The sequence below is a fragment of the Kocuria sp. CPCC 205260 genome (assembly GCF_040981045.1).
Classification (GTDB): Bacteria; Actinomycetota; Actinomycetes; order Actinomycetales; family Micrococcaceae; genus Kocuria; species Kocuria palustris.
In genome coordinates, this window is record NZ_JAVKPT010000001.1 from 141,336 (window position 1) to 161,888 (window position 20,553).

Annotated in this window: 17 protein-coding genes and 1 pseudogene; all 18 read right to left on the minus strand. The window is 71.8% G+C overall.

Going from position 1 to position 20,553, the window contains the following annotated elements:
• Positions 1-29: 29 nt before the first annotated feature.
• Entirely contained in the window at positions 30-2,372 is a 2,343-nt protein-coding gene (locus RF645_RS00585) for a primosomal protein N' (protein ID WP_368818374.1), read from the minus strand.
• Positions 2,373-2,480: 108 nt separating this feature from the next.
• Entirely contained in the window at positions 2,481-3,665 is a 1,185-nt protein-coding gene (metK, locus tag RF645_RS00590) for a methionine adenosyltransferase (RefSeq protein ID WP_368818375.1), read from the minus strand.
• A 124-nt stretch (positions 3,666-3,789) separates the two neighbouring features.
• On the minus strand, positions 3,790-5,043 hold the full coding sequence (gene coaBC / locus RF645_RS00595) for a bifunctional phosphopantothenoylcysteine decarboxylase/phosphopantothenate--cysteine ligase CoaBC (RefSeq protein ID WP_368818376.1): 1,254 nt from the start codon (positions 5,041-5,043) through the stop codon (positions 3,790-3,792).
• A gap of 143 nt (positions 5,044-5,186) precedes the next feature.
• Positions 5,187-5,657, minus strand: coding sequence for a DNA-directed RNA polymerase subunit omega (gene rpoZ / locus RF645_RS00600; protein WP_053447330.1), 471 nt, complete (start codon positions 5,655-5,657; stop codon positions 5,187-5,189).
• A gap of 120 nt (positions 5,658-5,777) precedes the next feature.
• Positions 5,778-6,377: a guanylate kinase gene (gene gmk / locus RF645_RS00605; protein WP_006213269.1), complete on the minus strand. Its 600-nt coding sequence runs from the start codon at positions 6,375-6,377 to the stop codon at positions 5,778-5,780.
• A gap of 154 nt (positions 6,378-6,531) precedes the next feature.
• Entirely contained in the window at positions 6,532-6,846 is a 315-nt protein-coding gene (mihF, locus tag RF645_RS00610) for an integration host factor, actinobacterial type (protein WP_251715010.1), read from the minus strand.
• Positions 6,847-7,028: 182 nt separating this feature from the next.
• Positions 7,029-7,937: an orotidine-5'-phosphate decarboxylase gene (gene pyrF / locus RF645_RS00615; RefSeq protein ID WP_251715011.1), complete on the minus strand. Its 909-nt coding sequence runs from the start codon at positions 7,935-7,937 to the stop codon at positions 7,029-7,031.
• Positions 7,930-11,265: a carbamoyl-phosphate synthase large subunit gene (gene carB, locus RF645_RS00620; protein WP_368818377.1), complete on the minus strand. Its 3,336-nt coding sequence runs from the start codon at positions 11,263-11,265 to the stop codon at positions 7,930-7,932. The genes pyrF and carB overlap by 8 nt, the downstream gene beginning before the upstream one ends.
• Entirely contained in the window at positions 11,265-12,500 is a 1,236-nt protein-coding gene (carA, locus tag RF645_RS00625) for a glutamine-hydrolyzing carbamoyl-phosphate synthase small subunit (RefSeq protein ID WP_053447327.1), read from the minus strand. The genes carB and carA overlap by 1 nt, the downstream gene beginning before the upstream one ends.
• Positions 12,497-13,057 carry an ABC transporter permease gene (locus tag RF645_RS00630; protein WP_368818378.1) on the minus strand — a complete coding sequence of 187 codons (561 nt, stop codon included), beginning with the start codon at positions 13,055-13,057 and terminating at the stop codon, positions 12,497-12,499. The genes carA and RF645_RS00630 overlap by 4 nt, the downstream gene beginning before the upstream one ends.
• Positions 13,058-13,062: 5 nt before the next feature.
• Positions 13,063-14,433 carry a dihydroorotase gene (locus RF645_RS00635; protein ID WP_368818379.1) on the minus strand — a complete coding sequence of 457 codons (1,371 nt, stop codon included), beginning with the start codon at positions 14,431-14,433 and terminating at the stop codon, positions 13,063-13,065.
• On the minus strand, positions 14,430-15,431 hold the full coding sequence (locus RF645_RS00640) for an aspartate carbamoyltransferase catalytic subunit (RefSeq protein WP_368818380.1): 1,002 nt from the start codon (positions 15,429-15,431) through the stop codon (positions 14,430-14,432). Before RF645_RS00640 ends, RF645_RS00635 begins: the two co-directional genes overlap by 4 nt.
• Entirely contained in the window at positions 15,428-16,054 is a 627-nt protein-coding gene (gene pyrR, locus RF645_RS00645) for a bifunctional pyr operon transcriptional regulator/uracil phosphoribosyltransferase PyrR (protein ID WP_006213277.1), read from the minus strand. Before pyrR ends, RF645_RS00640 begins: the two co-directional genes overlap by 4 nt.
• Before the next feature lie 377 nt (positions 16,055-16,431).
• Positions 16,432-16,839: pseudogene (nusB, locus tag RF645_RS00650) on the minus strand (transcription antitermination factor NusB); the annotation flags it as partial.
• Positions 16,836-17,399: an elongation factor P gene (efp, locus tag RF645_RS00655; RefSeq protein WP_006213279.1), complete on the minus strand. Its 564-nt coding sequence runs from the start codon at positions 17,397-17,399 to the stop codon at positions 16,836-16,838. The pseudogene nusB and the gene efp, both read right to left, overlap by 4 nt.
• A gap of 112 nt (positions 17,400-17,511) precedes the next feature.
• Positions 17,512-18,597: a 3-dehydroquinate synthase gene (gene aroB / locus RF645_RS00660; protein WP_006213280.1), complete on the minus strand. Its 1,086-nt coding sequence runs from the start codon at positions 18,595-18,597 to the stop codon at positions 17,512-17,514.
• A 75-nt stretch (positions 18,598-18,672) separates the two neighbouring features.
• Positions 18,673-19,260, minus strand: coding sequence for a shikimate kinase (locus RF645_RS00665; RefSeq protein ID WP_206390138.1), 588 nt, complete (start codon positions 19,258-19,260; stop codon positions 18,673-18,675).
• On the minus strand, positions 19,257-20,504 hold the full coding sequence (gene aroC / locus RF645_RS00670) for a chorismate synthase (protein WP_285729726.1): 1,248 nt from the start codon (positions 20,502-20,504) through the stop codon (positions 19,257-19,259). Before aroC ends, RF645_RS00665 begins: the two co-directional genes overlap by 4 nt.
• Between the last annotated feature and the right edge of the window lie 49 nt (positions 20,505-20,553).

Here is a 20,553-nt window from a genome sequence, read left to right on the forward strand (position 1 = left end):
CGTCCCGGTCTCGTCCCTGTCGCCTCGTCTCAGAGCAGGTCGGCCACGTCGCAGCGGACGTTGACCGGGGCGTGCTTGCGCTGAGCGGAGGCCTCGGCACGAGCTGCGCGCAGCCGTCGAGTGACCTCGGCGGCCTGCGAGTACGTGAAGAACAGCAGGAGGCGGTGGGCCTCGTCGTCGTCGGGAAGTCCGCCGAGGACGTCTGCGGAGGCGGCCTCTGACTGCGGGCCCTCAGCCTCCTCGTCCCAGCGCTGATGGACGGGAGCAGGGCCCACGGTGCGGACGTCGTCGGGCAGATCGACCAGCTCCAGGAAGGCCTCGAGCGCCGGAAGCGGTCCGGTCAGGGCGGCGCAGCGCACGGCCGGCGGCAGCTGCAGGGTTCGGCGCTCGGCCAGCTCGCGGGCGGCATGGCCGCGCACGTCCCAGCGCACGAGCGAGGCCACGACGCGCTCGTGCTCCGAGGTCACCACCACGGTTCCGCCGGCGCTGCCGCGGCGCACGAGCGAGGCGGCGTGCACCCACTTGCGCAGCACCTCCTCCTCGACCCGCAGCCCGGGCCGGGAGAGCATGCGATCGCCATCGAGCAGCAGCGCCGCGGCGTAGCCGCCCTCCGCCTGCGGCTCAGCCCCCGGTGTGGCCACCACGAGCGCCGGTGCCGCGGGGATCTCCCGGCGGACCTGATCGCCCGAGGACCAGATCACCGGCACCTGCGGGAACGCCCTGCCCAGCTCCTCGGCGGTGCGCTCCGAGCCCACGGAGGAGAAGCGCCACTGGGTGGCCCCGCAGTGGCCGCAGGACCAGTTCGCCGCCTGGCGGGCGCACCAGCCGCACTGCGGCAGCCTGCCGCGGGCCGGCACCGACAGGGGCCCGTCGCAGACGGTGCAGCGCGCGGCATTGCGGCAGCGATGACAGGTCAGCGACGGGGCATATCCCGTCCTGGCCACCTGGACCAGGACCGGACCGTCGGCCAGGGCGCGACGAGCCACGCGGAACGCGGTCTCCGGCAGCCGGGCACGGCCTGCCAGGGGGTCGTGCGCCTCGTGCCAGGAGTCCGAGGTCGACTCGATCCGCGGCATGTTCGCCCGCAGGACCGGGCGCTGGGCGGCGATCGAGCTCGCCCAGCCGGTCTCCACGAGCCGCTCGGCCTCCGGAGTCACGGCCTGGCCCATGACGAGCAGGCCGAGATCGTCGTGCTGTGCGCGCAGCAGCGCCACATCGCGCGCGTGGTGGTACGGCGCTCGGGGCTCCACGAGGCTGTGGTCGCCGTCGTCGACGACCACGATCAGGCCGAGGTCCTCCACCGGCGCCCAGACCGCCGGGCGAGTGCCGATCACGACCCGCGCGTGGCCCTCCAAGGCCTGGACGAAGGCCCGATAGCGCGGGGTCGGCTTGTCCTCGCTGTGCAGCCGCGCCACGAGCTGCGGCTCCACGACCGCCTCCACAGCGCGCTGGGCGCGCTCGAGGGTCTTGTGGTCCGGGACCATCACGACGCTTCCGCGCCCCGACTCCAGCGCCGCGGCGACCGCCTGGGCGATGAGGTCGTAGAGGTCGTGCTCGGGGTGCGACGGCAGGGCCTGCACCACGGCCCGCACCCGCTGCCCGCCGCGCAGGGCCTCGATCGCCTCACGGCCGCCCACGTACTCCGACCAGGCGCTCGGGGCCGCAGGCTCGGCTGCGATCAGGGGTCGGGCCCTGTGCGCCGCGGTCTCCGGGTCAGCTTCGGCCTGCGCGTCCGGGAGGGCCTCAGCGGCTTCTTCGGCACCGGGATGACCGGCCCGCTGCGCAGCACCCGGATTCACGGCGGCGACTGCTGCTGAGGCCTCGGCCGAATCGCGGGCGGCCAGAGCGGCCTTCTCGACGGAGGCCACGCGCGGGGGCACCGCGCAGCGCAGGACATCGGCGACCGTGCCGGCGCAGCGCTGTGCCGTGAGCTCGGCGACGGCCAGCACCTGCGGCACGAGCACCGGAAGGGCGGACTGCAGCGACAGAATGGGCTGCAACCGGTCGAAGGCGACCTCCGATGACGCGGTCCGCTCGATGATCCAGCCGCGCATCTGCTGCCCGCCGAAGCGCACGCGGATGCGCGTCCCCGCCTGGGCGCCCTCGGAGAGGTCCTGGGGCACGCCGTAGTCGAACAGCCGGTCCAGGTGCGGCAGGTGCGATTCGAGCCGCACACGGGCCACCGGATCGGTCTCGGCCAGGTACGCCGGCTCGAGCGGGCCCGAGCGGTGCCGGGCGCCGCGGCCTCCGGACGCACCGCGCCCACCGGCGCGTGCGCTCCGGACGGGCTCGGCCATCAGCGCCAGCTGCTCTGGCCCCTGCTCCTCCGCCGGGGCCGGCCGCTCGGGGGCACGCCCGGGCGTGGGCGGCACCTGCTCGGGTGCACGCTCGGTCGCGAGCGGAACCCGATCTGGTGCTTGCTCGGGCGAGGATGCCGCCTGGTCGGATGCCCGCTCGGGCGTGCGGTCGGCCGGCACGGATCAGGCTCCGACCGCCGATCGCAGGGCGTCCACGCGGTCGGTCTTCTCCCAGGTGAAGTCGGGGTCCTGGCGGCCGAAGTGACCGCCGGCCGAGGTCTTGGCGTAGATGGGCCGCTGCAGCTGCAGGTCCTCGATGATCGCCAGCGGTCGCAGGTCGAAGACCTCCTCCACGGCGGACTCGATGCGCACCGGGTCGACGGTCTCCGTGCCGAACGTATCCACGTAGACCCCCACGGGGCGGGCCTTGCCGATCGCGTAGGCCACCTGGACCTCGGCGCGCGCTGCCAGGCCCGCCGCCACGACGTTCTTGGCGACCCACCGCATGGCGTAGGCCGCCGAGCGGTCCACCTTGGACGGATCCTTGCCCGAGAAGGCGCCGCCGCCGTGGCGGGCCATTCCTCCGTAGGTGTCCACGATGATCTTGCGCCCCGTCAGACCGGCATCTCCGACCGGTCCTCCGGTGATGAAGTCCCCGGCCGGGTTCACGATGACCTTCAGCTCCGAGATGTCCAGCCCGGTCTTCTCCAGGACGGGGTCGATCACCGAGGCGCGGATGTCGTGGCGCAGCTGCTCCAGGGCGTAGTCCTCGGCGTGCTGGGCGGAGACCACGACGGTCTCCACGGCCACCGGGGTGATGCCGTCGTAGCGCAGCGTGACCTGGGTCTTGCCGTCCGGGCGCAGGTGGGGCAGCACCGCGGACTTGCGCACGCGCGTGAGCTGCTCGGAGAGTCGGTGCGCATAGTAGATCGGCGCCGGCATGAGGACATCGGTCTCATTGGAGGCGTAGCCGAACATGATTCCCTGATCGCCCGCGCCCTGGGCGTCGCGCGGATCCCGGGCAAGGCCCTCGCGGGACTCGAGGGAGTGGAAGACGCCGTCGTAGATCTCCGGGGACTGCTCCCCCACCGAGATGGAGACGCCGCAGTACTTGCCGTCGAAGCCCTGGACCGAGGAGTTGTAGCCGATGTCCAGGATGGAGCGGCGCACGATCGAGGGGATGTCGACGTAGGCCTCCGACTTGACCTCGCCTGCGACGTGGACGAGCCCGGTGGTGGCCATGGTCTCCACAGCCACCGACGAGTTCGGGTCGTCGGTGATCAGGGCGTCGAGGATCGAGTCCGAGATGCGGTCGCAGATCTTGTCCGGGTGGCCCTCGGTCACGGATTCCGAGGTGAACAGGCTCATGCGGCCTGGCGTCTGGGCCCTGCGGGCGCTGCTGGTGGCAGAAGGCGTCGAAGTCACGCCTGCCAGGGTACCGCCAGCCCACGACGTCCCAGCGCGTCCGCAGCATCCCCGGACACGGCGCGTCTCAGTCGGCTCGGCCCACTCGCTGCGCGATGCGCCGGGCCAGTGCCGATGCGACCTCGGCCTTGGTGCCGTCGACGGTCTCGTCCGGCGCCGCACGGCCCTGCACCGGAGCCTCCAGGATCGTCACGCGGGTCGTGTCCTGGCCGAAGACGAGGTCGGTGCCCACCTGGTTGACGCACAGCAGGTCGCATCCCTTGCGGACGAGCTTGGCCCGGCCGAACTCGAGCGGATCCGTCTGCGCATCGCCGGTCTCGGCGGCGAAGCCCACGATCAGCTGCTCCCGCCCGGAGTCGTCCCGCGCCTGGACGAGTCCGCGCAGGATGTCGGGATTGCGGGTCAGCACGATCGTGGGGGCGTCGTTGTCGTCGTCGGTCTTCTTGATCTTGGACTCGGCGATCTCCGCCGGGCGGAAATCGGCCACCGCCGCGGCCATGACCACGACGTCCGCCTCCCGCGACAGCCGCTGCATGGCCTCCTGCAGCTCGAGGGCGGTGCTGACGCGGTGCACGCTCAGTCCCTCGGCGTCCTCGGGCAGGGCGACCTCCGTGTGACCGGCCACGAGGTCCACCTGCGCACCAGCGGCCTGCAGGGCGCGGGCCACAGCCAGGCCCTGCTTGCCGGAGGAGCGGTTGCCCAGGAAGCGCACCGGGTCCAGCGGCTCCTGCGTGCCGCCCGTGGAGACGACGGCCCGCAGCCCGGACAGCGACGGCCTGGTCGGGGTCCGCGCGGGTTCGGCCACGAGCGCCAAGGCGGCGTCGCGGACCGCCTCCGGATCCGGGAGCCGTCCGGGGCCGGTGTCCTGTCCGGTCAAGCGCCCGGAGGCCGGGTCGAGCACGTGGCGGCCCTGGCGGCGCAGCGCGGCGACGTTCTCGCGCACCGCGGGGTTCTCCCACATCTGGGTGTGCATGGCCGGGGCCAGCAGCACGGGAGCCTCGGTGGCCAGCAGCGTGGTGGTGAGCAGGTCGTCGGCCAGCCCGTGCGCGGCGCGCGCCAGCAGATCCGCGGTCGCCGGCGCCACGATCACCAGGTCCGCCGCCTGGCCCTGCCGGACGTGGTTGACGGTGTCCACCCGGTCGAAGACATCGGTGCTCACCGGCTCGCCGGACAGCGCCTCCCAGGTCGGCGCGCCCACGAACTCGAGGGCCGCGCGCGTAGGCATGGGCACCACATGGTGTCCCGCCTCGGTGAGCAGCCGCAGCAGCAGCGCTGACTTGTACGCGGCGATCCCGCCGCCGATGCCCAGGACGATGCGCATGGACCGGCCCCTTCTGTTGCTCGCGTGGCGGCCGCAGTGCCGGGGCACCGCGGCGAGGGTAAGGCGACGGCCGGTCGGGAGCTGGTCCCGACCGGCCGTCGCTGTGCGCAGGCAGACTGCGCTGGGGCTGGCGCCCCGGTGGCTCAGTTCTCGGAGGGCTCGTCCGAGGGGATCTCCGCCTGCTCCTCGGCGGCCGCGGCCTCCGGAGCGGCCTCCTCGGAGCCCTGGTCCTCCGCGTTCTCGGAGAACACCATGGACGAGTCGATCTCCCCGCCCTGCTGCTCGCCGAAGTAGTCCGCGTAGAAGTCGTCGACGCCGAGCTCGCGCTCGGGAACGGCCTGGCCGTTCTCGGAGAACCCGACGTCCGAGACCTCGGTGGCCTCGATCAGGTTCTCGTCGATCTCGCGCATGGCGATCGAGAGGCTCTTCTCGTTCGGCTGGACCTCTACCAGCGGGCCGACGTACTCGAACAGGCCCTCGTGCAGCTGCGAGTAGTAGGCGTTGATCTGCCGGGCGCGACGTGCCGAGAAGATCACGAGTCCGTACTTGGAGTCGGCCTTGGTGAGCAGGCGGTCGACGGGCGGATCGGTGATGCCCTGGTGCTGAGTGGACAAGGAGTCTCTCCTGACGCTCTTTCGGTGCGGAGCAGCGGGGCTGCTCCCGTGATGTTCGCGGTGCGGGCGCGGGCGCCGCACGAAGTCTGCGATGCCGCGGGGGGCGACGGGTTCGCGGCCTCAGGCGCAGGTGCGCGGGTCGAGCCCCATGAGCTCGACGAGCCTCTGCGCGGCGGTCTCCACCTGGTCGTTGACGACGGTGTGGTCGAACTCCGGCTCCGCAGCAAGCTCCATCTTAGCGGTTTCGAGGCGGACCTGCTGTTCCTCGGGACTCTCGGTGCCTCGACCGGTCAGCCGGGCGACCAGCTCCTCCCAGGTGGGAGGGGCCAGGAAGACCAGCTGCGCCTCCGGCATGGACTGCCGGACCTGGCGCGCCCCGGCCAGATCGATCTCCAGCAGGACGCGGCGCCCGGCGGCGACGGCGTCGAGCACCTTCTGCCTCGGCGTGCCGTAGCGGCTGCGGTTGTGCACCACTGCCCACTCGAGCATCTGGCCCTCGTCGACCATGCGCTGGAACTCGTCGTCGTCGACGAAGAAGTAGTGCACGCCCTCCTGCTCGCCCGGGCGCGGGGCGCGGGTGGTGGCCGAGACCGAGAGCCAGACATCCGGGCAGTGGTCGCGGATGTACGTGGAGACCGTGCCCTTCCCGACGGCCGTGGGCCCGGCCAGCACGGTGACGTGCTCGGGGGCGATGCTCGCTCCGGTGTGCTCCTGCGGCAAGGATGCTCCTCCAGCTGCTGTTCAGTCTGCGTCCTGCGGATGGGAGCCTCAGGATACCGCCGATGACGAAGGCGCCCCGCCTGCTTCCGCGGATCGACGGAAGGAGGCGGGGCGCCTCGTCAGGAAGCGGCCGCAGGACCGGGCGGCCGCCGGCTCAGCGATCGAGCTGATCGATCAGCGCCTTGCGCTGGTGCACGCCCAGGCCCCGCACGCGGCGGGTCTTGGCGATGCCGATCTCCTCCATGATGGCCGCGGAGCGGACCTTGCCGATGCCCGGAGCGGACTCCAGCAGGTCGGAGACCTTCATGCGGCTCAGCGCCTCGTCCTCCTCGGCGCGCTGAAGGATCTCCGCCACCGTGATGGAGCGATCCTTCAGCTTGGCCTTCACCTCGGCGCGCACCGCGCGAGCGGCGGTCGCCTTCTCTCGGGCCGCAGCCCGTTCCTCATCTGTCAGCTGGCGCAATGCCATGACCGGTTCCTCCCTATGAACACCAGTTCTCGCTCGCCGTTCGCCCATGATCCGACCAGGATCGAGGTCGACGCGCTCGCGCAACTGTATGCACATTCGTTGGAATGGTCATAGCGGAGGTGGTACTGGACCTGGGCCGATACCCCGGTGGATCGGGTTCCGCGACCGGCAGCCGGGGCGGTCTAGGCGGCGGAGAGCTCCGGGGACAGCTCGGCCTGAGCAGCGCTGACGGCCCCCTGCAGGGCCTGGGGCTCGGGTCCGGCAGCGAGGATACCGCGCGAGGAGTTCACGAGCACCCGTCCTCTGACCTGGGCGAACATGGCACCGAGATCCTGAGCGGTCGCGCCCTGGGCGCCGTAGCCCGGAGCCAGGACCAGGCCGTCGAGGCCGGCCAGGTCCACTCCGACCTGCGCGATCGCCTCTCCGGTGGTCGCTCCGACGACGAGTCCGTGGGGCCCCGTAACGAAGCGGTCATAATGCGAGTCCTCACCGGGCATGACCTGCACCGACGCTGAGAGAGCCTCGGAATTGCGCTGGGAGACGGCCTCCGCGACGGCGGCTGCCACTGACTCCGGAGCCCCTCGGTGCTGCACCGAAGCGCCCTCGGGATTGGAGGTCAGGGCCAGCACGAAGGTGCCGCGACCCGTGGCCTCGGCCAGCTCGAAGGCCGGCTCGAGGGCCCCGGCGCCCAGGTACGGGCTCAGCGTCACGGCATCGGCGCGAAGCGAGGACTCCTCGGCCAGCCAGGTGCGGGCATAGGCCTGCATGGTGGAGCCGATGTCCCCGCGCTTGGCGTCGGCGATGGAGAGGATCCCGGCCTGACGGCAGGCCTCCAGGGTCTGCTCCAGGACGCCCATCCCGGAGGAGCCGTAGGCCTCGTACCAGGCCACCTGCGGCTTGATCGCGGCCACCCGGCCCTCGAGGGCCTCCACGACGCCCATGGAGAAGCGCAGCAGCCCCGCCGGGGTCTGGGGCAGCCCCCAGGCCTCCAGCAGCGAGGGATGGGCGTCGATCCCGACGCACAGCGGACCGTGCTCGGCGATCGCCGCCGCCGCGCGGGTGCCGAAGCTGGGTGCCGCCGGCTCAGCCACGGGCGGGCTCCGCCGACTCGCGGGCGGCGGCCACAGACTCGCGCAGCCGCTGCTCGTGGACCTGCAGCGGCGTGACGTCCCAGGTGTGCTCGCGCAGCGCCGTCACGGCCTGCACCACCGCACCCAGCTGGGCCACGGTGGTCACGATCGGCATGCCGACCGAAGTAGCCGCGGCTCGGATCTCGTAGCCGTCGCCGCGGGAGTCCCCGCCGCTGGAGGGCGTGTTGAAGACCAGGTCGATCTCGCCCGCCTCGATCAGGTCCACGACGGTGCGCTCCGTCGAATCGCGATCGGAGATCTTGGCGACCACCGTCGAGTCGATCCCGTTGCGGCGAAGCACCTTGGCGGTGCCGCCGGTGGTCACGATCTCGAAGCCGAGGTCGCGGAACATGCGCACATAGGCCACCGCGGCGCGCTTGTCCTTGTTCGCGACCGAGACGAAGACCCGGCCCTGCGTGGGCAGCGCCACCCCCGCGCCGGCCTGGGCCTTGGCGAAGGCGGTGTCGTAGTGCTCGTCGAAGCCCATGACCTCGCCGGTCGAGCGCATCTCGGGGCCCAGCAGCGAGTCCACGGCACGGCCCTCGGCGGTGCGGAAGCGGGCGAACGGGAGCACGGCCTCCTTCACGGCCACCGCGGCGTCGTCCGGCAGGTGCGAGCCATCGCCCTCGGGCAGCAGCGTCCCGTCGGCGCGCAGCTGCCGGATGGAGACTCCGGTGCCGATCAGCGCCGCAGCCTTGGCCAGCTGCACGCCGGTGGCCTTGGAGACGAACGGCACGGTGCGCGAGGCGCGCGGGTTGGCCTCGATGACGTAGAGGATGTCCGCGGCCAGGGCGAACTGGATGTTGATCAGCCCGCGCACCCCCACACCGGCGGCGATCGCCCCGGTGGCCTGGCGCACGCGCTCGAGCACGTCCGGGCCCAGGGTGACCGGCGGAAGGGTGCATGCCGAGTCGCCGGAGTGGATGCCGGCCTCCTCGAGGTGCTCCATGATCCCGCCCACGTACAGGCTCTGTCCGTCGTAGAGGGCGTCGACGTCGATCTCGATCGCGTCCTCGAGGAACTTGTCGATCAGCGCCGGGCGCTGCGGCGAGACCTCGGTCGCGTTCTCCAGGTAGGTGCGCAGCTGGTCATCGCCGTAGACGATCTCCATGCCGCGCCCGCCCAGCACGTACGACGGGCGCACGAGCACCGGGTAGCCGATCTCGGCCGCGATCGTGCGGGCGTCCTCGAAGGTCGAGGCCGTGCCGTTGCGCGGCTGAAGCAGCCCGGCATCGTGGAGCACGCGGGCGAAGGCGCCGCGGTCCTCGGCCAGGTCGATGGCCTCCGGCGTGGTGCCCAGGATCGGGACCCCGGCGGCCTTGAGCTGCGCGGCCAGCTTCAGCGGGGTCTGACCGCCCAGCTGCACGAACACGCCCAGCAGCCCGCCGGTGGCCCGCTCCGCGGCGATGACCTCCATGACGTCCTCGAAGGTCAGCGGCTCGAAGTACAGGCGCGTAGAGATGTCGTAGTCGGTCGAGACCGTCTCCGGGTTGCAGTTGAGCATCACGGTCTCGCAGCCGGCCGCGCCCAGGGCCATCGAGGCGTGCACGCACGAGTAGTCGAACTCGATGCCCTGCCCGATGCGGTTGGGCCCGGAGCCCAGGATAAGCACCGAGTTCGCCGAGTGCTCCCCGACCTCCGTCTCCTCGTCGTAGGACGAGTAGTGGTACGGGGTGTAGGCCTCGAACTCGGCCGCGCAGGTGTCCACGGTCTTGAACACCGGGCGCACGCCCAGGGCGTGGCGCACCCCGCGCACCACGTCCTCCGAGACCAGGGCCAGCCGGCCGATCTGCTCGTCGGAGAAGCCGTGGCGCTTGGCCAGGCGCAGCGTGTCCTCGCTGAGGTCCGGATCGGCGCGCACCGTCTCGGCGACCTCGTTGAGCAGGCTGATCTGGTCCAGGTACCAGGGGTCGATCCCGGTGGCCTCGTGGACCTGGTCGATGCTCGCGCCGTTGAGCAGCGCCTGCTGCACCGCGTGGATGCGCTCGGTGGTCGAGGCGCGGGTGGCATCGATCAGGCGCTGGATCCCGTGCGGGCCCATCTCGACCTCGGGGCGGGCGAAGTCGAAGCTCGAGCCCTTCTGCTCGAGCGAGCGCATGGCCTTCTGCAGCGCCTCGGTGAAGCTGCGCCCGATGGCCATGGCCTCGCCGACCGACTTCATGGTGGTCGTCAGCGTGGGATCGGCGGCCGGGAACTTCTCGAAGGCGAAGCGCGGGCACTTCACCACGACGTAGTCGAGCGTGGGCTCGAACGACGCCGGGGTCTTCTTGGTGATGTCGTTGGGGATCTCATCGAGGGTGTAGCCCAGCGAGAGCTTGGTCGCGATCTTGGCGATCGGGAAGCCGGTCGCCTTGGAGGCCAGAGCCGAGGAGCGCGAGACGCGGGGGTTCATCTCGATGACGACCACGCGTCCGGTCTCCGGCTCGACCGCGAACTGGATGTTGCAGCCGCCGGTGTCCACGCCGACCTCGCGGATCACGGCGATCGAGATGTCGCGCAGGTTCTGGTACTCCCGGTCGGTCAGCGTCAGCGCCGGGGCCACCGTGATCGAGTCGCCGGTGTGCACGCCCACGGGGTCGAAGTTCTCGATCGAGCAGACCACCACGACGTTGTCGTTGCGGTCGCGCATCATCTCCAGCTCGTACTCCTTCCAGCCCAGGATCGACTCCTCGAGCAGGACCTCGGATGTCGGGCTGTACTGGATGCCGGCGCCGGCGATGCGGCGCAGGTCGGCCTCGTCGTAGGCCAGGCCCGAGCCCAGGCCGCCCATGGTGAACGACGGGCGCACGACCATCGGGTAGCCGAGCTCCTCAGCGGCGGCCAGGGCCTCATCCATCGAGTGGACGATGATCGAGCGGGCGGACTCGGCGCCGCAGCGCTCCACGACGCCCTTGAAGGCCTCGCGGTCCTCGCCCAGGTTGATCGCCGCGATATTCGCGCCGATCAGCTCGACGTCGTACTTCTCGAGCACGCCGTTGGCATCCAGGGCGATCGCGGTGTTCAGCGCGGTCTGCCCGCCGAGGGTGGGCAGGATCGCGTCGGGGCGCTCCTGGGCGATGATCTTCTCGACCACCTCGGGGGTGATCGGCTCGACGTAGGTGGCGTCGGCGAACTCCGGGTCCGTCATGATCGTGGCCGGGTTCGAGTTCACGAGGATGACCCGCAGGCCCTCCTCCTTGAGAACCCGCAGGGCCTGGGTCCCCGAGTAGTCGAACTCGGCTGCCTGACCGATCACGATCGGGCCGGAGCCGATGACCAGGACGCTGTTGAGATCGTTCCTGCGCGGCATCAGTTCTTGGCCTCCTGGCTGGCGGTGCTCTGGGTGGTCTCTGCGACGACGGCCTCAGCCTGCGCGCCGCCGGTGAAGGGCTCGCGGGTGCGCAGCATGTCGACGAAGCGGTCGAAGAGGTAGGCGGCGTCGTGCGGACCGGCCGCCGCCTCGGGGTGGTACTGGACGGAGAACGCGGGGATGTCCAGGCAGTTCAGGCCCTCGACCACCTGGTCGTTGAGCCCGATGTGGCTGACCTCCACGCGCCCGAAGCCGCCGGCCGGGGCCTCGACGGGCCCGTCGAGCGGGGCGTCGACGGCGAAGCCGTGGTTCTGCGCGGTGATCTCCACCTTGCCTGTGCGGCGGTCCAGCACGGGCTGGTTGATGCCGCGGTGGCCGAAGGGCAGCTTGTAGGTCCCGAAGCCCAGGGCCCGGCCCAGCAGCTGGTTGCCGAAGCAGATCCCGAAGAACGGGGTGCCCGAGCGCAGGACGTCGCGCAGGACCTCGATCTGGGCCTCGGCGGTCTCCGGGTCGCCGGGGCCGTTGGAGATGAACACGCCGTCAGCGCCCAGCTCGCGGATCTGCTCGACAGTGGTGGTTGCCGGCAGCACGTGCACGCGCAGCCCGCGCTCGGCCATGCGCCGCGGGGTCATGGACTTGATGCCGAGGTCGATCGCGGCGACGTCGCCGATGACCTCGCCGTCCCAGCCGTGCTCGGACGGCTCGATCGTGTGGGCCTGCTCGGTCGTCACGGTCTCGGCCAGGCGCTGCCCGGCCATCGAGGGCTGCTCGCGGACCTCCGCCAGCAGCTCGTCGACGGTGCGCGAGCCCAGGGCCTCGCCCGAGAAGATCCCGGCGCGCATGGACCCGGCGCTGCGCAGGTGGCGGGTCACCGCGCGGGTGTCGATGTCGCGGATGCTGACGATGCCCTGCTCGGCCAGCAGCTCGTCCAGGGTCTTCTCATTGCGCCAGTTCGAGGCCACACGGGCGGCGTCGCGCGCGGCGTAGCCGGCGACCCACACGCGGCGGGACTCGTCGTCCTGCGCGTTCGTGCCCGTGTTGCCCACGTGCGGAGCGGTCATGACCACGATCTGGCCCGCGTACGACGGGTCGGTCAGGGTCTCCTGGTAGCCGGTCATCCCGGTCGAGAACACAGCCTCGCCGAGGGTGCGGCCTTCAGCGCCCCAGGCGCTGCCGCGGAAGGTGCGCCCGTCCTCCAGGACGAGAATCGCAGGGGTGAGGGGGTGTGCGGTCACGGAGCAGTCTCCTGGTTCTGCGATGCGGAAGCGGCGCCCTCGTGGGGCGTCTCGGAAGTCTGTGCGGTGCCGTAGGCGGCCAGCGCCTCGAGCAGCCGGGGGCGATCCTGGGAGCCCTGCGGCCGGAAGCCGGTGTCCACCGGCTCGCCCGCGAAGTCCCAGGTCACCATGACGAGCCCGCCGGGCTCGACGAACTTGCCGACCATGCCGGAGCCGGTGCCGTAGTCGGTGACGCGCTCGGCGGCGATCCACACGGGCTCGGTGCCCGTCCGGTCGATGAGCAGGCCGTCCTCGTAGAGGAAGACCCGGGCCCGGGTGCGCACGCCCAGGCCGTGGCCGACCAGGCGGTCCATGGTGTTGCCGTGGCGGGTCGTGGCCACGTACATGCCGTCCACGTGCCCGAGCGGGTCGCGCTGCTCGATGTCCGAGGGCAGCTCAGGCAGCGGCGCACGGGATTCGTCGCGGTTGCGGCGACGGCGCCAGGCCAGCGCAGCCGGCACCAGGACCACGAGCACGACGGCGATGCCCCACAGGGCGGTCTGCAGCCTGACATCCATGCCGCTCACCGCCCCTGGTACGGGCCGCCGACGCTGCGGGCGGCGTCGGGATGGGGGCTGGAGAGCTCGCCGTCGAGCACGACGGGGTGCCCGCGCAGCAGGGTCGCGCGGACCGAACCGGGCAGGGTCAGGCCGCGGTAGGGGCTGTTGCGCCCCTTGCTGGCGTGGGCCTCGGGATCCACGACGGTCTCGGCGGCCGGGTCGAAGAGCACGATGTTGGCGGGCTCCCCCTCGGCCAGCGGTCGGCCCTGCTCCCCCAGTCCGCCGATGCGCGCCGGGGTCTCGGAGAGCACCCGGGCCACGTCCGCCCAGGTGAGCAGGCCGGTGTCCACGAGGGTGTGCTGAGCGATCGACAGCGCGGTCTCCAGCCCGGTCATGCCGTGGGCCGCACCGGACCACTCGCACTCCTTGTCCTGGCGCGGGTGCGGTGCGTGATCGGTGCCGATGACGTCGATCGTGCCGTCGGCGACCGCCTGGCGCACGGCCTGGACGTCCTCCTCGGTGCGCAGCGGCGGGTTGACCTTGTAGACGGGGTCGAAGGTGCGCACGAGCTCGTCGGTGAGCAGCAGGTGGTGCGGGGTGACCTCGGCCGTGACGTCGATCCCGCGCTCCTTGGCCCAGCGCACGAGCTCGACCGATCCCTTGGTGGACAGGTGGCAGATGTGCAGGCGCGAGCCCACGTGCTGCGCGAGCAGGACGTCGCGGGCGATGATCGCCTCCTCGGCGACCGCCGGCCAGCCGCCCAGGCCGAGGTCCGCCGAGACGGCGCCCTCGTTCATCTGGGCGCCCTCGGTCAGGCGCGGGTCCTGCGCGTGCTGGGCGACGACGCCGTCGAAGGTCTTGACGTACTCGAGAGCCCGGCGCATCAGCAGCGGGTCGTGGACGCACTTGCCGTCATCCGAGAAGACGCGCACGGCGGCCCGCGACTCGGCCATGGCGCCGATCTCGGAGAGCTGCTCGCCGGCCAGTCCGACGGTCACGGCGCCGATGGGCTGGACCTGCGCCCAGCCGGCATCGCGGCCCAGGCCCCAGACCTGCTCGACCACGCCGGCGGTGTCGGCCACCGGGTCGGAGTTGGCCATGGCGAAGACTGCGGTGAAGCCGCCGCGGGCGGCTGCGCGTGTGCCGGTCTCCACGGTCTCGGCGTCCTCGCGTCCGGGCTCGCGCAGGTGGGTGTGGATGTCGACCAGTCCGGGCAGCGCGATCAGGCCCTGGGCCTCGATCACCCGCGCATCGGAGTCCTCGAGACCCTCGCCGATGCGTTCGATGCGGCCGCCGGTCACGAGCAGGTCGGCCGTGCGCTCGCCCAGCAGGCTCGCGCCGCGGATCAGCCAGCGCTGCGCGCCTGTCGCGGACGGTTCGTTGGCGTGGCTCATCGGGTCTCCTCAGGGCTGAAGGGATCGGCGCCGGCGGTCTCGTCCGCGCCGGTCAGCAGCAGGTACAGGCAGGCCATGCGCACGGAGACGCCGTTGGCGACCTGGCGCAGCACGGTCGAGCGCGGCGAGTCGGCGGCCTCGGAGGAGATCTCCAGGCCGCGGTTCATGGGGCCGGGGTGCATGATCGCCGTCTCCAGCCCGGCGGCATCCAGCAGCTGCAGGCGCTCGTGGGTCAGGCCCCAGGTCCGGGCGTACTCGGCCTCGGACGGGAAGAACGCCGCGTGCATGCGCTCGCGCTGCACGCGCAGCATCATCACGGCATCCGGGCCCTCGGCCAGGGCCTCGTCCAGGTCGAAGCGCACCTCGACCGGCCAGTGCTGCACGCCCACGGGCACCAGCGTGGGCGGGGCCACCAGGGTCACCCGGGCGCCGAGCGTGGACAGCAGCCACATGTTGGAGCGGACTACGCGCGAGTGCAGGACATCGCCCACGATCACCACGTGCATGCCGGCGAGGTCGGTGCCCGTGGGGTCCACCCCGGCCAGGCGGGCGCGGTGCTGGCGCAGGGTCATGGCATCGAGCAGTGCCTGGGTGGGGTGCTCGTGCTTGCCGTCTCCGGCGTTGAGCACGGCGGCGTCGATCCACCCGGAGGTCGCCAGCTGCTGCGGGGCGCCCGAGGCGCCGTGGCGGATCACCACGGCGTCGGCGTTCATGGCCATCAGGGTCTGGGCGGTGTCCTTGAGGGACTCACCCTTGGAGACCGAGGAGCCCTTGGGCGAGAAGTTCAAGACGTCGGCCGACAGGCGCTTGGCGGCGGTCTCGAAGGAGATGCGGGTGCGCGTGGAGTCCTCGAAGAACAGGTTCACGACGGTGCGGCCGCGCAGGGCCGGCAGCTTGCGCACGGACTGCTGCCCCAGCTCCCCCATCCGCTCGGCGGTGTCGAGGACCTGCAGGGCCTCGGCGCGGGTCATCTCCCGCGTGCTCAGCAGGTGCTTCATCCCTCGATCACCACCTGGTCGGTCTCCTGCGCGCTCGCCTCGGCGCTTCCGTCGATCTCGGACAGCCGCACGCGGACCCGCTCCTGGGAGGAGGTGGGGAGGTTCTTGCCGACGAAGTCGGCGCGGATCGGCAGCTGGCGGTGGCCGCGGTCGACCAGCACGGCCAGGCGCACGATCTCCGGGCGTCCCAGCTCCGTGAGGGCGTCCAGGGCCGCACGGATGGTGCGACCGGAGTAGAGGACGTCGTCCACCAGGACCACGGTGCGGCCGTCGATGCCGGCCTCGGGCAGGCGGGTGGGCCAGGGGACGCGTGAGCCGGAGGTGCGCAGGTCGTCGCGGTACATGGTGACGTCGAGCTGGCCGAGGGAGGTCTGCGGATCGAAGTCGTCGAACTGGGCGAGCTTGGCCGCCAGTCGCTGCGCCAGCGGATAGCCGCGGCGCGGGATGCCCATGAGAACGAGGCTCTCAGCGCCCCGGTTGGACTCCAGGATCTCGTGGGCGATGCGCGTCAGCGCCCTGTCGATGTCGGCCGGAGCCAGGATCCGCCGTGCGCTCGACGCGCCGCCGTCCTGCTCGCGGCCCGAGCTGTGCGTCGCCGTCTCGCGGAGGTTCTCCTCTGCCACGGTGCGCCTCCTTCCCCGCCTCTCCGGACGGACTTAAAGGGTGCTGTGCCGACGGCAACCCTAGCACCGGGGACCCTGTCCCCCGGACGGGCTCTGCCGCTCGTGCGGCCATCGGCCAGGGGCCCGGACATGCGCGCGCACCGGTGCGGGGCACCGGTGCGCGTGTGCATGTCGGCCTGGAGCCGGCCTCAGGAGGCGTCGGTGCGCCCTGCGGAGCCTTCCTCCTGCTCGTCGGAGCCGGGCGCCAGGACCTGCGCGCCCTCGAGCTCGGCCTCGTCGAAATCGGGCAGGGCCACACCCTGCTCCTGCTCGGCGGACTCGGCCAGGACCTGCGCCACCGTGGGCTGGTCCGCTGCCTCGGGATCCGCCTGCTGGGCGGCCAGCAGAGTGGGCTTGATCTTCTGCAGGCGCCCGAGCAGGCCGTTGACGAATTTCGGGGAGTCGTCGGTCGACAGCTCGCGGGCCAGCCCCACGGCCTCGGCCACGGCGACGGCGTCCGGGACGTCGTCGTTGTAGAGCAGCTCCCAGGCCCCCACGCGCAGCAGCGTGCGGTCCACGGCGGGCATCCGCTCCAGCGTCCAGCCGCGAGACCAGGTCTGCACGGCCTCGTCGATCTCCTGGCGGCGCAGCAGCACCCCGCGGATGATCTCCTCCGTGTAGGCGCCGAGCTGCTTGTCGTCGTGGGCGCGGCGCCGGCTCATGACCTCGAGCGCGGGCTCGTCGCGCTGCTCGGCCTCGAAGAGGACCTCGACAGCCCTGGTGCGGGCCCTTCCGCGTGCGCTCATTCGGAGACGCGGCCGAGGTAGTCGCCCGTGCGGGTGTCGACCTTGACGCGCGTGCCCTCCTCGACGAACAGCGGGACCTGGATCTGGTAGCCGGTCTCGACGGTGGCGGGCTTGGTGCCGCCGGTCGAGCGGTCGCCCTGCAGACCCGGGGCCGACTCGGTGATCTCGAGCACGACCGACGGGGGCAGCTCGATGTACAGGGGGGTGCCCTCGTTGAACGCGATGGTGGCGTTGGAGGCCTCGAGCATGAAGTTCTCGGCATCTCCCACCACGGCGGCCGGGATGGTCACCTGGTCGAAGGTGTCGTTGTCCATGAAGACGAAGTCCTCGCCGTCCTTGTACAGGTACTGGTACTCGGAGCGGTCGACCGTGGCGGTCTCGACCTTGGCGCCGGCGTTGAAGGTCTTGTCGACGACCTTGCCGGAGGTGATGTTGCGCATCTTGGTGCGCACGAAGGCGCCGCCCTTGCCCGGCTTGACGTGCTGGAACTCGATGACGCTCCAGAGATTGCCGTCGATCTTCAGGACGGTGCCGTTCTTGATGTCGTTCGAGGTGGCCATGCTCTCTCTCTCGTCGCCGGGGCGTCCGAAAAGCGCGGACGGGTGCGGATCGCAGGACACTCTAGCAAGGCGGGCGCCGCCGCGATCCCGGGGGCGGCGCCTGTCGGGGGCCTCAGACCGCGACCTCCTGGTACACCGCGTAGAGGATCGACGGGTCGGGAACCTCCATGATGCGGGGACGGGCGATGCCGTCCAGCACCACGAAGCGCAGCAGGCCGCCGCGGGTCTTCTTGTCCCGCTTCATGACCTCCAGCAGCTTGGGCCACTGGTCGAAGCGGTAGGCGACCGGCAGCCCCAGGGACTCCAGGATGCTGCGGTGGCGCTCCACGACCTCGTCCGAGAGCGTGCCGTTGGTGCGGCCCAGCTCGGCGGCGAACATCATGCCGACCGAGACGGCGGCGCCGTGGCGCCACTGGTAGCGCTCGTTCTGCTCGATCGCATGCCCCAGGGTGTGGCCGTAGTTGAGCATCTCGCGCTCCCCCGCCTCCCGCAGGTCCCCGGAGACGACGCCCGCCTTGACCCGGATGGTGCGCTCCACGAGCTCGCGCAGCACGGGTGAGGCCGGGTCGGTGGCCTCCTCCAGCTGCTGCTCGATCAGCTCGAGGATCCGCTCATCGGCGATGAACCCGCACTTGACCGTCTCGGCCATGCCCGTGAGCAGCTCGTTGCGCGGCAGGGTGGACAGCACGTCGAGGTCGCACAGCACGCCGGCCGGCGGATGGAACGAGCCCACGAGGTTCTTGCCCTCGGAGGTGTTGATCCCGGTCTTGCCGCCCACCGCGGCATCGACCATGCCCAGGAAGGTCGTGGGCACGTGCACCACGCGGATGCCGCGCAGCCAGGTCGCGGCCACGAAGCCGGCCAGATCGCTCACCGCTCCGCCCCCGACCGAGACGATGGCGTCGGTGCGGGTGAAGTCGGCCTGGCCCAGAGCCTGCCAGCAGAAGCCCGCGACCTCCAGGCGCTTGCCCTCCTCGGCATCCGGGATCACGGCCTGGAAGGCCTGGTAGCCCTCCCCCTGCAGCTGCTCGACGACCACCTGGCCGTTGGCCTCGAGGGCCTGCGGGTGGATGACGAGCACCTTCTGGACTCGGCTGCCCAGGATCTCGGCCAGGTGGCCCATCAGGCCTCTGCCCACGAGGACCTCGTACTCGTCCTCGGGGCGCGAGCCGGTCACGGGGATGCGTGTGGTGGTCATGGCTCTCCTTCGCTGTGCGCTCCGCGCGACGAGGCGCGTCACGAGCGGTTCGTGCGGTGGTCTGTCTCGATGGACTCAGCCGGCGGCCTGGCGGCGCAGGGCCTGGATCTCCTCGTGCAGGTCCTCGGCGATCCTGGAGATCGGGCGGTTGCCGCTGGCGTCCAGGCGGATGTCCGCCAGGGCCTCGTAGGTGTCCCGGCGCTGCGCCATCAGATCGCGCCAGCGCTGCACGGGGTCTCCCTTGAGCATGGGGCGGTTGCCCGCCCGACGCAGCCGGCGGCGCACGGAGCGCTCGTCGATCTCCAGGTAGGCGACCATCTGGTGCTGCAGCAGGGCCTCGACCGAGGCCGTCATGGGAGCGCCGCCGCCCAGCGAGAGGATCGAGTCGTCCAGCGACTCGTCCTCCAGCAGCTCGGCGATGGTCTCCGCCTCGATCCTGCGGAACTCGTCCTCGCCCCGGGCCTCGAACAGCTGCGGTATCTGCCCGTGGCGCTGCACGATCAGCGAGTCCGAGTCGGCGTAGCCGTAGCCGTAGCGCCGGGCCATGTACTTGGCCAGGTGCGATTTGCCCGCAGCCATGGGCCCGATCAGCACGATCGGGCCCTGGGAGGGCCCCAGATCCGCCTGCGGATCCGGGGCCGCGGGAGGACGACGTCGGCTCACGCGTTGCGCTCCGGCGCAGGCCCCTCCGTGCCCTCGAACGCGCCGAGCTCGCCGCTCGAGCGCAGCGCCTCCGGGATGGCGGCCAGGTAGGCGTCCTTGTTGCGCACGGTCTCGGCGATCGAGTCGCCGCCGAACTTCTCGAGCGCGGCCTCCGCGAGCACGAGCGCGACCATGGCCTCGGCCACCACGCCGGCGGCCGGCACGGCGCAGACGTCCGAGCGCTGGTGGTGGGCCCGGGAGGCATCGCGCGTGGCGATGTCCACGGTGCGCAGCGCCTTGGGGACGGTCGCGATGGGCTTCATGGCAGCCCGCACGCGCAGGACGTCTCCGATGGACATGCCGCCCTCGATGCCGCCCGCGCGGTTGGAGACGCGGTGCACGCGGCCGTCATCGCCGATCATGATCTCGTCGTGGGCCTGCGTGCCGGGACGCGCGGCGGTGAGGAAGCCGTCGCCGACCTCCACGCCCTTGATCGCCTGGATGCCCATCAGCGCACCGGCCAGGCGCGAGTCCAGGCGGCGGTCCCAGTGCACGTAGGAGCCCAGGCCCGGAGCCAGTCCGTAGGCCAGGACCTCGACGACGCCGCCGAGGGTCTCGCCGTCCTTGTGCGCGGCGTCGACGGCCTCGACCATCTTCGCCGAGGTCTCGGCGTCGTGGCAGCGCAGCGGATCGGCGTCCAGGGCCTCGACGTCGCCGGGCACCGGGCGCGCCGCCTCGATCGGGGATTCGACGCCGCCCACAGCGGTCGTGTGCGAGACCAGGCCGACGCCCAGGGCCTCGAGGATCGCAGCGGCCACGGCGCCCAGGGCCACGCGCGTGGCGGTCTCCCGGGCAGAGGCGCGCTCGAGCACCGGACGGGCCTCGTCGTGGCCGTACTTCTGCATGCCGGTGAAGTCGGCGTGACCGGGACGCGGGCGGGTGAGCGCGGCATTGCGGGCGCGGCCCTCGAGCAGCGCAGGGTCCACGGGATCGGCGGACATGACCGTCTCCCACTTGGGCCACTCGGTGTTGGCGATCTCGATCGCCACCGGACCGCCCTGGGTCAGGCCGTGTCGCACGCCGCCCAGCAGCCGCACGCGGTCCTGCTCGAACTTCATGCGCGCGCCGCGGCCGTAGCCGAGGCGGCGTCGGGCCAGCGCGGCCTGGATGTCGGCCGAGGTCAGGCTGACCCCGGCGGGAACGCCCTCGATGATGCCCACGAGGGCTTCTCCGTGGGACTCACCAGCACTCAGCCAGCGCAGCATGTTCAGCCTCTCTTCGTCCTGGGCTCCTCGCGCGGTCGCGGGAGCATGT

Coding starts and splice junctions, on each gene's coding strand:
- efp (WP_006213279.1), bottom strand. CDS start 17,399: ATGGCCACCTCGAACGACATCAAGAACGGCACCGTCCTGAAGATCGAC.
- RF645_RS00640 (WP_368818380.1), bottom strand. CDS start 15,431: ATGAAGCACCTGCTGAGCACGCGGGAGATGACCCGCGCCGAGGCCCTG.
- aroC (WP_285729726.1), bottom strand. CDS start 20,504: ATGCTGCGCTGGCTGAGTGCTGGTGAGTCCCACGGAGAAGCCCTCGTG.
- metK (WP_368818375.1), bottom strand. CDS start 3,665: ATGAGCCTGTTCACCTCGGAATCCGTGACCGAGGGCCACCCGGACAAG.
- RF645_RS00630 (WP_368818378.1), bottom strand. CDS start 13,057: ATGGATGTCAGGCTGCAGACCGCCCTGTGGGGCATCGCCGTCGTGCTC.
- carB (WP_368818377.1), bottom strand. CDS start 11,265: ATGCCGCGCAGGAACGATCTCAACAGCGTCCTGGTCATCGGCTCCGGC.
- RF645_RS00635 (WP_368818379.1), bottom strand. CDS start 14,433: ATGAGCCACGCCAACGAACCGTCCGCGACAGGCGCGCAGCGCTGGCTG.
- aroB (WP_006213280.1), bottom strand. CDS start 18,597: ATGACCACCACACGCATCCCCGTGACCGGCTCGCGCCCCGAGGACGAG.
- mihF (WP_251715010.1), bottom strand. CDS start 6,846: ATGGCATTGCGCCAGCTGACAGATGAGGAACGGGCTGCGGCCCGAGAG.
- coaBC (WP_368818376.1), bottom strand. CDS start 5,043: ATGCGCATCGTCCTGGGCATCGGCGGCGGGATCGCCGCGTACAAGTCA.